This is a genomic window from Pseudomonas sp. PGPR N4, assembly GCF_059693665.1.
In genome coordinates, this window is record NZ_JCAUKV010000001.1 from 2,105,447 (window position 1) to 2,118,589 (window position 13,143).

The window sequence follows — 13,143 nt, forward strand, 5'->3', positions numbered from 1 at the left end:
CTGACAATCACCGTGCGCCTACCATTCCCTGGAAGCCGCACCAAGAGGGCCAGCGTTGGCTAGCCCACTTCGAATAACGCCATGGCTTCGACATGCGCCGTCTGAGGAAACATGTCGAGAATCCCGGCCCTTGTTAACCGGTACCCTTGGGCGACCAGCACCTGCGCGTCACGCGCCAGCGTCGCCGGGTTACACGAGACATACACCAGCCGCTTGGCCTTGAGGCGGGCGATGCCTTGCACCACCTCGTAAGCACCGTCGCGCGGTGGGTCCAAGAGTACCGCAGAAAAACCCTCGGCGGCCCATTCGGCACCTGCCAGAGGTTGAGATAAATCGGCCTGAAAAAACGCCGCGTTATGCACATTGTTGTCACGGGCATTGGCTGCCGCCCGCTCGACCATCACCTGCACGCCTTCCACCGCCACCACTTCGTGGGCCTGCCTGGCCAGCGGCAGGGCAAAGTTGCCCAGGCCGCAGAACAGGTCCAGCACACGCTCGTCAGGCTGCGGTGCGAGCCAGGCCAAGGCCTGCTCGATCATGGCCGTATTGACCTGGGCGTTGACCTGAACAAAATCGCCCGGGCGCCACGCTAGCTGCATCTGCCACGGCTGCAAAGTGAAACCGAGGGTCTGCCCGGCCTCAACCGGCGCAGGCTCGCCCTCCCCTTGCAACCATAGCTGGGCGCCCGCCTCTTTGCAGAAGGCCTGCAGCCGTGCCAGGTCGTCCTCTGGCAACGGCGCCACGTGGCGCAGCAGGACGGCCTCGGCGCTGCCGCTGAACAACTCGACATGGCCCAGCGCCTGCGGTTTGTTCAGGCTGCGCAACACCGTCGGCAAATGCCGCAGGATCGTTTGCAAGGGCTGTACCAGCACCGGGCATTCGTCGATGGCGATGATCGCCTGGCTGGCCTCGGCACGGAAACCGACTTCCAGCTGACGGTTCTTGACGTCCCAGCGCACGGCAATCCGCGCGCGTCGGCGGTAGCCGAATTCAGGCCCGGACAACGGCGCTGCCCATTGCTCTGGCTGGATCCCGGCCACCCGCTGCAACTGCTCGGCGAGCATGCGCTGCTTGAGCGCCAGCTGCTCGGCGTGCGGCAGGTGCTGCAGGTTGCAACCGCCACACCGATCATAGTGCCGGCACGGCGCCGGGCGCCGCTCGGGGCTGGCTTGCAGGACCCGCTCTAGGCGCGCATCGACGATCTTGCCACGGGCACCAAGCACCCGCGCTTCAACCGCTTCGCCGGCCAGGGCGCCGCTGACGAACCAGGTTCGCCCTTCATGAAAACTGATGCCGCGGCCATCACCAGCCAGGCGTTCGATGTCCAGGCGCTGCTTCTTGCCTACGGGAACTTGCGCAGCACGATCGCCGCCGGCCGGCTGGAAACGCAGGCCGCCTTTACTTTTCTTGGTCATCAGGTCGCGTCGAACAGGCCAGTGGAAAGATAGCGATCACCGCGGTCGCAGACGATCGCGACCATCACGGCGTTTTCCACCTGCTGCGACAGGCGCAACATGCCGGCCACCGCACCACCAGAGGACACACCGCAGAAAATGCCCTCTTCCCGGGCAAGACGGCGGGTGACGTGTTCAGCTTCGGCCTGGGACATGTCGATCACCTGATCAACTCGAGTGGCGTCGAATATCTTTGGCAGATATTCCTCAGGCCAGCGCCGGATGCCGGGGATCGACGAGCCGTCCATGGGCTGCAGACCAACGATCTGCACCGCCGGGTTCTGCTCCTTGAGGTACTGCGAGCAGCCCATGATGGTGCCGGTAGTGCCCATCGAACTGATGAAATGAGTGACGCTGCCCTGGGTCTGCTGCCAGATCTCCGGGCCGGTGCTGGTGTAGTGGGCCAACGGGTTGTCGCCGTTGGCGAACTGATCGAGGATCAACCCGCGGCCTTCGGCCTGAAGCTTTTCGGCCAGATCGCGGGCGCCCTCCATGCCCTCTTCCTTGCTCACCAGGATCAACTCGGCGCCATAGGCGGTCATCGCTGCCTTGCGTTCGGCAGTGGAGTTGTCGGGCATGATCAGGATCATCTTGTAGCCCTTGATCGCCGCAGCCATGGCCAGGGCGATACCGGTGTTACCGGAGGTCGCTTCGATCAGGGTGTCGCCGGGCTTGATCTGGTTGCGCAATTCGGCGCGGGTGATCATCGACAGTGCCGGGCGGTCCTTGACCGAGCCGGCCGGGTTGTTGCCTTCGAGCTTGAGCAACAAGGTATTGCTGGTCGCACCTGCGAGGCGCTGCAGGCGAACCAGAGGCGTATTGCCGACGCAATCGGCGATGGTTGGGTACTGCAGGGTCATGGTGTCTTTCGCAATCAAAACGACAGGGGCGCCTATCATACCGGCATTCCCTTGCCGGCCATATCACGCAATCTGTGGTCGATATAGCTGTCAGCTATATAGCAGCTGTGCCGGCGCCGATTCGCTCGCTTCGACATGCGCTGGCAGGCGCATGCACAGGCGCAGGCCGCGTTTGCCGTTCTCGGCCCAAAGCGTCCCGCCCTGGCGTTGAATGGCGCCGCGGGCGATGCTCAGGCCGAGGCCAAAGCCGCCGTCGCCGGGGCGCGAACCGTCCAGCCGCGAAAACGGCGCGAAGATACGCTCCAGATCGTCCTCAGCCACACCGCCGCCCTGGTCTTCCAGCCAGATCCGCCAGTAACTGCCCTCACGCCGACCGCCGAGGGTGATCACGCCGTCGCCAGGCGAATGACGAATGGCATTACGCAACAGGTTTTCCACGGCCTGGGCCAAATGGTTGAGGTTGCCCTGCACCCAGCAGGTGGCCGGCAATTCACAGCGCAGACGTGCAGGCTGCCAGGCGCTTTCGTAGCAGGCGTCCTCGGCGAGCATGTCCCACAGCGCCTGCAGCTGGATCGGTTCGAGGTTCATCGGCGCCCGTTCGGCGTCCTGCCAGGCCAGTTGCAGGGTGTCTTCGACCAGTTGCTGCATGCAATCGACCTCCCGCGTGACGCGCTCGCGCAGGCGCCCAAGGTCAGCCTCGCCATCGCCGGCCACCCGCAGGCGGCTCAGCGGCGTGCGCATTTCGTGGGACAGGTCGCGCAGCAGTTGTTGCTGCAAGGCCACTGTGCCTTGAAGGCGCTCGGCCATCTGGTCGAAGGCACGCGCCAGCTCACCAAGCTCGTCATGCCGGCCCATGGTAGTCGCGTCCAGCCGCGCCGAGAGCTGATCGGCGCGCCAGGCATTGGCCTGCTCGCGCAGCTGGTTCAACGGCACAATCAGCATGCGGTACAGACCCACGCACAGCAGCAAGGTGAACAGGCCGGGAATCACCCCGTTGATCAGGATCCGCCACAGCCACAGGTACTGGCCCGGATTGAGCCGCGTGGGCAATTCGATGACCAGCATGGCCTGCGCGGCGGGGTCGGCAAACGGCAAGCGCAGCCACGGTTGATCGACACTGCGTCGGCTCATCGGCCAGTCGACCTGGCGCAGGCGGGTCAGGCGCTGGGTCTGCTCGGCCGTCAGCGGGGTACTGCTCAAGCTGTGCAGGTGGCTGTTGATGACGCCGACAAAGCCCTGCTCACGCGCCCGCATACCTTGCAACCATTGATCGATGCCGGCCTGGCCGCCCTCGTGCCAGGCCTGCTCAGCCTCGACCGCGTAGGCCTGCAGCAGTTGCCGGGCGGGCTTGGAGAGAAATGCATTCTGGGTTTCCATGTAGCGACCCCAGCTGTAGCTCAGGCCGATCATCAACAGGCAAAAGCCCACCAGCAAAATCGCCAGGCGCCAGAACAACGAATGTCGATCGAGCATGGTTCAGCCCTCGCCGGCGCTGAGCACATAACCTTTGCCCCAAACGGTGACGATCTGCCGCTCGTGGTAACCGACCGCCTTGAGCTTGCGGCGGATCTGGCTGACGTGCATGTCCAGGCTGCGATCGTGGCGGGAGTAACCCCGCTGCAACACTTGCTGATACAGCAGGGGCTTGCTCAGCACCTCGTCCGGACTGCGGTAGAGGGTGTCCAGCAGGCGATATTCGCTGGGGGTCAGGCCGGCCCAGTTGGAGCCGAGGCAAACATCGCTTATAGCGTCATCAAAGCGCAGCTCGCCTGGCTCGACAGGTTGCGGTGCCTGGCGCCGGCGCTCCAGCTCAACCCGGCGCAGGATCGCCTCGATGCGCACCTGCAACTCGGCCATGCTGAAGGGCTTGGGCAGATAGTCATCGGCGCCGCGCTGAAAGCCGGTGATACGGTCCGCTTCAGCGCCCAGGGCCGACATCAGGATCACTGGCGTGGCGCTTTTGCGCCGCAGCTGCGCGAGTGCATCGAGGCCGTTCAGCCCCGGCAGGAGGATATCCATCAGGACCACATCGAACACCTGCCGGCCTGCTGTTTCCAGACCGTCAAGGCCGTTGCGGCACCAGGTCACCTGAAACCCACCGCGCTGCAATTCTTCGTGCAGGTAAGCGCCGAGGACCGGGTCGTCTTCGATGGCGAGAATGTTCGAGTGGTGAATGGCTACGGGATTCATTGGCTTCTGGCATTGATTCTCAATTGCGCGATTATTGGCCAGTAACTCAAGGCTAGGCAACTGGATTACGACCAAACCATTAGGGCCTCCGGCTGCAAGCGCAGCCTGCCAGCCCGCCTGGGGCGCTGAAATGATCGCTTTACGCCCGCAGCCGGAGTAACGTTCGGCAACTATTCCGTCCCGCTCGGCGACGGCCATCAGGCACATCACAGGAGGCGAGTGTGCTCGATCGTTTGGGAATCAGAAGCCGGGTCATGCTGCTGGCGCTGCTGCCGGCTACCTTGATGGCACTGGTGCTGGGCATCTATTTCACCTGGCTGCAACAAAACGAGCTGCGTACCCAGTTGCTCCAGCGCGGCAAGATGATTGCCGAACAACTGGCGCCGCTGGCGGCGCCCGCCCTCGCCCGCCATGCCACTGACCAGCTGGAAAGGATTGCCGGCCAGGCGCTGGAGCAAAGCGACGTGCGCGCGGTGGTGTTCCTGACCCCACAGCGCACCCAGCTGGCCCATGCCGGGCCGAGCATGCTCAACCAGCCGCCCAGCGGCGGCAGCGGCACGCAATTGCTGCAACGCACTGGCAATGACGCCACCCGCTACCTGATGCCGGTGTTCGGCCATCACCGCGACCTGGCCGCTGACGCAGTGCCGGCCGAAGCCGAGCGCCTGCTCGGCTGGGTGGAAATCGAGCTGTCGCATGATGGCACCCTGCTGCGCGGTTACCGCAACCTGTTCACCAGCGTGCTGCTGATTCTCGCCTGCCTGAGCGTGACCGCACTGGTCGCCCTGCGCATGAGCCGCACCATCAACGACCCGATCAGGCGGATCAAGGAGGCGGTCACTCAGCTCAAGGACGGCAACCTCGAAGCGCGCCTGCCGGCCATGGGCAGCCATGAGCTGGACGAGCTGGCGGCCGGCATCAACCGCATGGCCGAGACCCTGCACAGCGCCCATGAAGAACTGCAGCACAGCATCGACCAGGCCACCGAAGACGTGCGCCAGAATCTGGAAACCATCGAAATCCAGAACATCGAGCTGGACATGGCACGCAAGGAAGCCCTCGAGGCCAGCCGGATCAAGTCCGAGTTCCTCGCCAACATGAGCCACGAGATCCGCACCCCGCTCAACGGCATCCTCGGCTTTACCCATCTGCTGCAGAAGAGCGAACTGGCGCCGCGTCAGCTGGATTATCTCGGCACCATCGAACAGTCTGCCGACAACCTGCTGGGGATCATCAACGAGATCCTCGATTTCTCCAAGATCGAGGCCGGCAAGCTGGTGCTCGACAGCATCCCGTTCAACCTGCGCGACCTGATCCAGGACACCTTGACCATTCTTGCCCCAGCCGCCCACGCCAAACAGCTCGAGCTGCTCAGCCTGGTCTACCGGGATACGCCGCTGTCGCTGGTCGGTGACCCGCTGCGCTTGAAGCAGATCCTCACCAACCTGGTCAGCAACGCGATCAAGTTCACCCGCGAAGGCACGATCGTCGTGCGGGCGATGCTCGAAGACGAACAGGGTGACCATGTGCAGCTGCGCATCAGCGTGCAGGACAGCGGTATCGGCCTTACCCCGCAGGACGTGCGCACGCTGTTCCAGGCTTTCAGCCAGGCCGACAACTCCTTGTCGCGCCAGCCCGGCGGTACCGGCCTTGGGCTAGTCATCTCCAAGCGCCTGATCGAGCAGATGGGCGGCGAAATCGGCGTCGACAGCGCGCCCGGCGAGGGCTCGCAGTTCTGGATCAGTCTAAATCTGCCCAGGGCCCACGACGATGGCTCGGAACTGCCGCTACAAGCGCTGCTGGGTCGCCGTGCGGCCATCGTCGACGGCCATGAGCTGGCCCGCCAGGCGCTGGAGCACCAGCTGCAGGACTGCGGCTTGAGCGTCAGCGTGTTCGCCTCGTTCGAGCAACTGGTGCAAGGCGTGCAAGCCGCCCATCAGGCCGGGCAACCGTTCGAATTTGCTGTATTCGGCGCCAACCTGAACAACCTCTCACCCGATCTGCTCGGCCAGTACAACCAGCAGCTGGAACGCCTGCAGTGCCTGTGCGTGGTGCTCTGCCCGACCACCGAGCAGGGCTTGTATCATCCCAGCTTGCCCAACCCGCACGGCCAGTTGCTGTCCAAGCCCACCTGCACGCGCAAGCTGCGCCGGCTGCTGCTTGAGCTGATCCAGCCGCGCCGGCAACTGAGCGAAGTGCGTATGCCGGGCAGCCAGCGCATGCCGAAGATCCTCTGCGTCGACGACAACCCAGCCAACCTGCTGCTGGTACAGACCCTGCTCGAGGGCCTCGGCGCCGAAGTGCTGGCGGTCGACAACGGCTATGCGGCGGTCGAGGCGGTGCAGGATGAAGCGTTCGATCTGGTGCTGATGGACGTGCAGATGCCGGGCATGGACGGCCGCGCTTGCACCGAGCAGATCCGCCAGTGGGAAAGCGGCCAGACCGGCAACCCGCTGCCCATCGTCGCCCTTACCGCGCATGCCATGGCCAACGAAAAACGTGCCCTGCTGCACAGCGGCATGGATGACTACCTGACCAAGCCGATCAGCGAGCGCCAGCTGGCCCAGGTGGTGATGAAATGGACCGGCCTCAACCTGGCCCCACCGCAGCAGGAGCAGCCGCTGGAGCGGTTGCCGGAAAGCAGCGAGCTGAAGGTGCTCGACCCCGAAGAAGGCTTGCGCCTGGCAGCCGGCAAGGCTGATCTGGCAGCAGACATGCTGCGCATGTTGCTCGATTCGCTGGAGGCTGATCGCGTAGCCATTCAGGTGGCGCGGGTGGCGGGTGATCGCGAGGCGATGATCGAGCGGGTGCACCGCCTCAATGGCGCCTCGCGCTACTGCGGCGTGCCGCAGTTGCGTGCGGCCTGCCAGCGCAGTGAAACCCTGCTCAAGCAGGACAGCCCGCAGGCCATGCAGGCGCTGGATGAACTCGATCAGGCTATCGAACGGTTAGCCGAGCAGGCTCAGCTGAGCGTGTGACCCGCGCCAGCTACGCTGGCCTGGGTCAATACGCTCCACACCAGGCTGGCTACACTGCCCTGCTCAGCCGCAAAGGACCTCTGCCATGCGCATTCTCTTGTTCAGCAGCCAGCACTACGACCAGGAAAGCTTCAGCCAGGTATGCCGCGACAGCGACCTGGACCTGCACTATCAGTCTGCCCGGCTGACCGTCGACACCGCGCCCTTGGCCGATGGCTACGAGGTGGTCTGCGCGTTCATCAACGACGAGCTGCACAGCGACGTGCTGGAGCGCCTGGCAGCCGGCGGCACGCGCCTGATCGCGCTGCGTTCGGCCGGCTACAACCATGTCGACCTGGCCGCAGCCGCGCGCCTGGGTCTGGCTGTGGTGCGGGTCCCGGCTTACTCACCGCACGCGGTGGCCGAGCACGCCGTAGCGCTGATCATGGCCCTCAACCGGCGCCTGCACCGGGCCTACAACCGCACCCGCGAAGGCGACTTTACCCTGCATGGCCTGACCGGCTTCGACCTGCACGGGAAGACCGTCGGGGTGATCGGCACCGGCCAGATCGGCCAGGCCTTCGCCCGGATCATGGCCGGCTTCGGCTGCCAGTTGCTGGCGTATGACCCCTACCCCAACCCGGACATGCTCGCCCTTGGCGCGCGTTATCTGGAGTTGCCCGAGCTGCTGGCCCAGGCGCGCATCGTCAGCCTGCACTGCCCGCTGACCGAGCACACCCGGCACCTGATCAATGCCCAGAGCCTGGCGGCGCTGCACCCAGGCGCCATGCTGATCAATACCGGCCGCGGCGCGCTGGTCGACACTCCGGCCCTGATCGATGCGCTCAAGAGTGGCCAGCTGGGTTATCTGGGCCTGGACGTCTACGAAGAAGAAGCCCAGCTGTTTTTCGAGGACCGCTCCGACCAGCCGCTGCAGGATGACGTACTGGCGCGGCTGCTGACCTTCCCCAATGTGATCATCACCGCCCACCAGGCTTTCCTCACCCATGAGGCGCTGCAGGCGATCGCCAAAACCACCCTGGACAACATCATCTGCTGGGCGGCAGGCAAGCCGCAGAATCTGCTCCCAAGTTGATGCTAGGATACGCGGCATTTCTGGAGGACCCATGGTCGAGCACGATTTCCGCTACACCCTATTCAACCCGCAACACACCCTGATCGAATGCCGCGCGCTGGTGCCGGGGCGCTACCAGGTGACCGGTAATGGTGGTTCGATCCAGAAGGACGATGTCCTGCTGGTGACGCTCAAGGGCAGCAAAGACCTGAGCATGCGCCTGACCGTCGAAAGCGTGCGCCACCTGATCAACCCGAGCGGCCAGTGGGTTGCCGTGGCCAGCGGCCCGGCGTTCAAGGAGCTGGCGATTCTCAACTGGCAGATCAAGTGCGACAGCTGTGAAGCCGTGCTCGACTTCGAATTCGCCGTGGACGCCAAGCTCGGCAGCAAAGGCCACAAGCCAGCCGCCAGCGAGCGCGTAGCGGCATTGGGCTGGGCCAGCAAGGGCGACAAGCATGTGTGCCCACGCTGCCAGGAGAGCGCCCAGTGAAAAACCTGCTGAGCGCGCTGTTGATCGCCGGCAGCTTGCTGGGCTGCGCCTCGCAGCCGTCAGCGCTGCGCCAGGACCAAGGCTATGTGCTGGAGTGGATCGGTGAGCGCCCGCTGATGGATTACAGCAACCTGACCCTGACCTTGGGTGAAGACGGCCGCGCCTATGGCAATGCCGGCTGCAACCACTGGTTTGCGCCGTACACCCTCAAGGGTGACGAGCTCAGCTTCGGCAAGGTCGGCAAGACCCGCAAGCTCTGCGCGCCCGCGCTGATGGAACAGGAGCAGCGCTTCCTGCAGGCGCTGGAGACGGTGCAGCGCTGGGATGTGTCGGCAATCGAGCAGATCCGTTTCTGGCCGGCTGAAGGCAAGCCGCTGCGCTTCTGGCCTGAAGAAAGCTGAGTGTGCTGGCTTGGGCGGGACCGCTGGCGGTCCCGCCTGATCGTCAGGCACCGCCTTTGAGTGCCTTGATCTTGGCCTGCAGCCCATCCAGGGTCTGCTCGCCGAGCAGCTGTTCACGCACCTTGCCCTTGTCGTCGATGATGTAGGTCACCGGCAAGGCTTCGCTGCGCGGCAGCTCGTAGCGCTCGGCCGGGTCCTGGGCGAGCACGGTGAAGTCGATGCCCAGGGTTTGCGAGGCTTGCTTGAGATCGTCGCCCTGCAACCCGTCGTAATTGACCCCGATCACTTTGATGCCATCAGCCTGCCACTGCTTGGCGGCGGCATTCAGTTCGGGGATTTCGGTACGGCATGGGCCACACCACTCTGCCCAGTAATTGAGCACCAGCCACTGCCCCTCGATCTGCTCGGCCTTTACCGTATTGCCGTGCTGGTCCACGCCATAATCAGCACCGCAACCGCCGAGCAACAGGCTTGCAGTGATGGCCAGTGCCGCCGCCAAACGCTTTGCCATGGGTCAATCCTTCTCGAAGTATTTCAAACCTGTAATTCAGCCGCAGCGGTTAGAATAGCCGCCACACCCAGCTGGATGCGACCCGTCATGACTGATCTGACTCTCTATCATAACCCGCGCTGCTCGAAATCCCGCGGCGCCCTCGAGCTGCTCGAAGCACGCGGCCTTGCTCCACACATCGTGCGCTACCTGGAGACGCCACCGGATGCCGCTACCCTGACAGCGCTGCTGGGCAAGCTCGGCATCAGCGCGCGGCAACTGCTGCGCAGCGGTGAAGACGAATACAAAGCCCTTGAGCTGGCCAATCCGGCATTGACCGAAGCACAGCTGATCGCGGCAATGGTTGCCCATCCCAAACTGATCGAACGGCCGATTCTTGTGGCCGGTGACAAGGCTGTGATTGGCCGCCCACCGGAAAAAGTGCTGGAGATCCTGCCGTGAGCGAGCCCTATATCCTGGTGCTGTATTACAGCCGGCACGGCTCCACCAGCGAGATGGCCCGGCACATTGCCCGCGGCGTCGAGATGGCTGGCCTGGAAGCGCGCCTGCGGACCGTGCCGGCGATTTCCACCGAGTGCGAAGCAGTCGCCCCCGATATCCCTGCCAGCGGTGCGCTGTACGCCAGCCTGGATGACCTGCGCCACTGCGCCGGGATTGCCCTCGGCAGCCCGACCCGCTTCGGCAACATGGCGGCGCCGCTGAAGTACTTCCTCGACGGCACCAGCAGCCTGTGGCTGGGTGGTGAACTGGTCGGCAAGCCGGCTGGAGTGTTCACTTCCACCGCCAGCCTGCACGGCGGTCAGGAAACTACCCTGCTGTCGATGATGCTGCCGCTGCTGCACCACGGCATGCTCATCACCGGCCTGCCCTACAGTGAGTCGGCGCTGCTGGAAACCCGCGGTGGTGGTACCCCGTACGGCGCCAGTCATCATGCCGGCGCCGACGGCAAGCGCGAGCTGGACAGCCACGAAATAGCCCTGTGCCGAGCACTCGGGCAACGCCTGGCGAGCACGGCCAAGGCTTTGGGTGGCGCGCGTGGCTAAGCGTGCCAAGCCACTACCAGCGCTGGCCTGGCTGGCACCGCGGCTGCGCCTTACCCGCGCGCTGAGCCTGGCTTGCCTGGTCGGCCTGATCGCCCTGCTGCTGGTCAATAACCTGTGGTTTGCCAACCTGCATGGGGCGCGGGTCGAGGTGATCCTTGCGGTCGAATTGATCCCGCTGCTGCTGGTGCTGCCAGGCATGCTGATGGGCAGCGCACGGGCCCATGCGTGGACATGCTTCGTGGTCAATATCTACTTCATCAAAGGCGTGCTGGCGGCGTTCGACCCAGCGCGGGCGCTGTTTGGCTGGATGGAAACCCTGGTGAGCCTGGGCCTGTTCGTCAGCGCACTGCTATACGTGCGCTGGAAGTTTCAGCATGAAAGGCGCCTGGCAGGCGAATGCTGATCTGTTTTTTTGTAGGAGCGGCCTTGCCGGGGCGCCGGACCGGTCGAAAGGCGTGCGCAGCGCGCCCGGCGATTTTGCGGTGCTGCACAAATCCCGGGGCCGCTACGCAGCCCTTTCGCGACCGGTCCGGCGCCCCGGCAAGGCCGCTCCTACAGGGACCGTGTAACGGCTGGGTCAGTGGTTGACGGTGTGCGCCAGCATCACCGAGAGCTGACAAAGTGGCCGGCCGCTTTCGGCATGCCACTGATTGAACACCTCCTGCACCAGCGCACGATCACGCTGGCTGGTCGGCGCCTTGTCGATCACGCCTTGGGCGATCAGCGCGGCTGACATGTCGTCGGTGGGGATGAAGGTATCCTTGCCGACCATGCGCAGAAAGCGCGGTGCCGACAGGCCGCCGAGCTGATTACCATGCTTGGCCAGGTACTTCCACAGGCCGACGATATCGGTCACCGGCCAGTAGGCGATAAAGCTGGCAAAGCTGCCGTGCTGTTTTTCGATGTCGAGGATCATCTGTGCGTTGCGTGGCACGCTTTTGAGCTTGCCCAAGTGGCGGATGATGCGCGTGTCCTGCATCAACCGCTCAAGGTGCTCGGCGCCCATCAGCACCACCTTTTCCGGCTCGAAGCCAAAGAACACCTGCTCGAAAGCCGGCCACTTGGCATCTACCAGGCTGTGCTTGAGGCCTGCGCGAAATACCCGCAGCGCCAGCGTCGACAGGTAGCGGTCGTCGCTGATGTCACGCAACTGCGCCGGGGTGCGCGGTTGCGGCAGGAACGCCTCGAGGGCCTTGGCCGAGCCGAAGCGATTCAGGCAGAACTCATGCAGCCACTGATAATCGCGCATGGGTCAGATGTTCACCACATCGAGGAAGCGCGGCGCCGCGGTTTCATCGATTTTCAGGCTGGTGAAATCGAACAGGTTGCGGTCGGCCAGTTGTGACGGCGCCACGTTCTGCATCGCGCGGAATATGCTCTCGGTGCGGCCTGGGTGCTTGCGCTCCCAGTCGATGAGCATTTCCTTGACCACCTGACGTTGCAGGTTTTCCTGCGAGCCACACAGGTTGCACGGGATGATCGGGAATTCGCGCATGTCCGAGTAGGCCTGGATGTCCTTCTCGCTGCAGTAGGCCAGCGGCCGGATCACTACGTTGCGGCCATCATCGGCACGCAACTTGGGCGGCATGCCCTTGAGCGAGCCGTTGAAGAACATGTTCAGGAAGAAGGTTTCGACTATGTCGTCGCGGTGGTGACCAAGAGCCATCTTGGTCGCGCCGATTTCATCGGCAAAGGTGTACAGCGTGCCGCGGCGCAGGCGCGAGCACAGCGAGCAGGTGGTCTTGCCTTCCGGGATCAGTTCCTTGACCACCGAATAGGTGTCTTTCTCGACGATGTGGTACTCGACGCCCAGGGTCTTCAGGTAGGCCGGCAGAACATGCTCGGGGAAGCCTGGCTGCTTCTGGTCCATGTTCACCGCGACGATCTCGAACTGGATCGGCGCCACCTTCTGCAGGTGCAGCAGAACATCGAGCATGGTGTAGCTGTCCTTGCCGCCGGACAGGCAGACCATGACCTTGTCGCCATCTTCGATCATGTTGTAGTCGGTGATGGCTTCGCCGGCGAGACGACGCAGGCGTTTTTGCAGTTTGTTCTGGTTGACCGAGAGGGTGCCCATAGCGCTTGGAATCCGCGAGGTGTGACAAAAGCCGAGCATTTTACGCATAAAGCCGGCGCGGGCGAAGGCTTTCGCGACAATTAAC

Annotated in this window: 14 protein-coding genes; 7 read left to right on the plus strand and 7 right to left on the minus strand. The window is 64.0% G+C overall.

Annotated elements, in window-relative coordinates:
* Nucleotides 1–59 precede the first annotated feature (59 nt).
* The 4 genes from rlmD to AC58X1_RS09480 all read right to left on the minus strand — a co-directional run bounded on the left by rlmD (nucleotide 60) and on the right by AC58X1_RS09480 (nucleotide 4,504).
* Nucleotides 60–1,415: a 23S rRNA (uracil(1939)-C(5))-methyltransferase RlmD gene (rlmD, locus tag AC58X1_RS09465; RefSeq protein WP_497428737.1), complete on the minus strand. Its 1,356-nt coding sequence runs from the start codon at nucleotides 1,413–1,415 to the stop codon at nucleotides 60–62.
* Nucleotides 1,415–2,314 (minus strand): cysteine synthase CysM, encoded by a 900-nt coding sequence (gene cysM, locus AC58X1_RS09470; RefSeq protein WP_150573746.1) that lies wholly within the window; start codon nucleotides 2,312–2,314, stop codon nucleotides 1,415–1,417. Before cysM ends, rlmD begins: the two co-directional genes overlap by 1 nt.
* Before the next feature lie 90 nt (nucleotides 2,315–2,404).
* A complete protein-coding gene (locus tag AC58X1_RS09475) occupies nucleotides 2,405–3,787 on the minus strand; it encodes a HAMP domain-containing sensor histidine kinase (RefSeq protein WP_101321751.1) in 1,383 nt (460 codons plus the stop codon).
* Nucleotides 3,788–3,790: 3 nt separating this feature from the next.
* The gene (locus AC58X1_RS09480; RefSeq protein ID WP_101321752.1) at nucleotides 3,791–4,504 is read right to left on the minus strand and encodes a response regulator transcription factor; all 714 of its coding nucleotides are present in this window, start codon (nucleotides 4,502–4,504) and stop codon (nucleotides 3,791–3,793) included.
* A gap of 221 nt (nucleotides 4,505–4,725) precedes the next feature.
* Between AC58X1_RS09480 and AC58X1_RS09485 the strand changes: the two genes are divergently transcribed.
* From AC58X1_RS09485 to AC58X1_RS09500, 4 genes are all read left to right on the plus strand, one after another.
* Complete coding sequence (locus AC58X1_RS09485) at nucleotides 4,726–7,482, plus strand: response regulator (protein WP_497428738.1); 2,757 nt, start codon at nucleotides 4,726–4,728, stop codon at nucleotides 7,480–7,482.
* A gap of 85 nt (nucleotides 7,483–7,567) precedes the next feature.
* Nucleotides 7,568–8,557: a 2-hydroxyacid dehydrogenase gene (locus tag AC58X1_RS09490; protein ID WP_150570943.1), complete on the plus strand. Its 990-nt coding sequence runs from the start codon at nucleotides 7,568–7,570 to the stop codon at nucleotides 8,555–8,557.
* Nucleotides 8,558–8,588: 31 nt separating this feature from the next.
* Nucleotides 8,589–9,026: a hypothetical protein gene (locus AC58X1_RS09495; protein WP_101321755.1), complete on the plus strand. Its 438-nt coding sequence runs from the start codon at nucleotides 8,589–8,591 to the stop codon at nucleotides 9,024–9,026.
* Nucleotides 9,023–9,427 carry an META domain-containing protein gene (locus tag AC58X1_RS09500; RefSeq protein ID WP_101321756.1) on the plus strand — a complete coding sequence of 135 codons (405 nt, stop codon included), beginning with the start codon at nucleotides 9,023–9,025 and terminating at the stop codon, nucleotides 9,425–9,427. The genes AC58X1_RS09495 and AC58X1_RS09500 overlap by 4 nt, the downstream gene beginning before the upstream one ends.
* Nucleotides 9,428–9,470: 43 nt before the next feature.
* Here AC58X1_RS09500 and AC58X1_RS09505 read toward each other — a convergent pair whose 3' ends face one another.
* Entirely contained in the window at nucleotides 9,471–9,938 is a 468-nt protein-coding gene (locus AC58X1_RS09505; RefSeq protein WP_101321757.1) for a TlpA disulfide reductase family protein, read from the minus strand.
* An 87-nt stretch (nucleotides 9,939–10,025) separates the two neighbouring features.
* Here AC58X1_RS09505 and arsC point away from each other — a divergent pair, with 87 nt between their 5' ends.
* The 3 genes from arsC to AC58X1_RS09520 are packed head-to-tail and all read left to right on the plus strand — an operon-like array spanning nucleotide 10,026 to nucleotide 11,384.
* Nucleotides 10,026–10,379 carry an arsenate reductase (glutaredoxin) gene (arsC, locus tag AC58X1_RS09510; protein WP_101321758.1) on the plus strand — a complete coding sequence of 118 codons (354 nt, stop codon included), beginning with the start codon at nucleotides 10,026–10,028 and terminating at the stop codon, nucleotides 10,377–10,379.
* The gene (gene wrbA, locus AC58X1_RS09515; protein WP_101321759.1) at nucleotides 10,376–10,981 is read left to right on the plus strand and encodes an NAD(P)H:quinone oxidoreductase; all 606 of its coding nucleotides are present in this window, start codon (nucleotides 10,376–10,378) and stop codon (nucleotides 10,979–10,981) included. Before arsC ends, wrbA begins: the two co-directional genes overlap by 4 nt.
* On the plus strand, nucleotides 10,974–11,384 hold the full coding sequence (locus tag AC58X1_RS09520) for a DUF2069 domain-containing protein (RefSeq protein WP_312390240.1): 411 nt from the start codon (nucleotides 10,974–10,976) through the stop codon (nucleotides 11,382–11,384). The genes wrbA and AC58X1_RS09520 overlap by 8 nt, the downstream gene beginning before the upstream one ends.
* 174 nt (nucleotides 11,385–11,558) lie before the next feature.
* Here the strand turns inward: AC58X1_RS09520 and AC58X1_RS09525 are convergent, their stop codons facing one another.
* Together AC58X1_RS09525 and ttcA are read right to left on the minus strand one after the other, a co-directional pair.
* Nucleotides 11,559–12,230: a DNA-3-methyladenine glycosylase I gene (locus tag AC58X1_RS09525; RefSeq protein WP_497428739.1), complete on the minus strand. Its 672-nt coding sequence runs from the start codon at nucleotides 12,228–12,230 to the stop codon at nucleotides 11,559–11,561.
* A 3-nt stretch (nucleotides 12,231–12,233) separates the two neighbouring features.
* Nucleotides 12,234–13,058 (minus strand): tRNA 2-thiocytidine(32) synthetase TtcA, encoded by an 825-nt coding sequence (gene ttcA, locus AC58X1_RS09530; RefSeq protein WP_497428740.1) that lies wholly within the window; start codon nucleotides 13,056–13,058, stop codon nucleotides 12,234–12,236.
* Nucleotides 13,059–13,143: the final 85 nt, after the last annotated feature.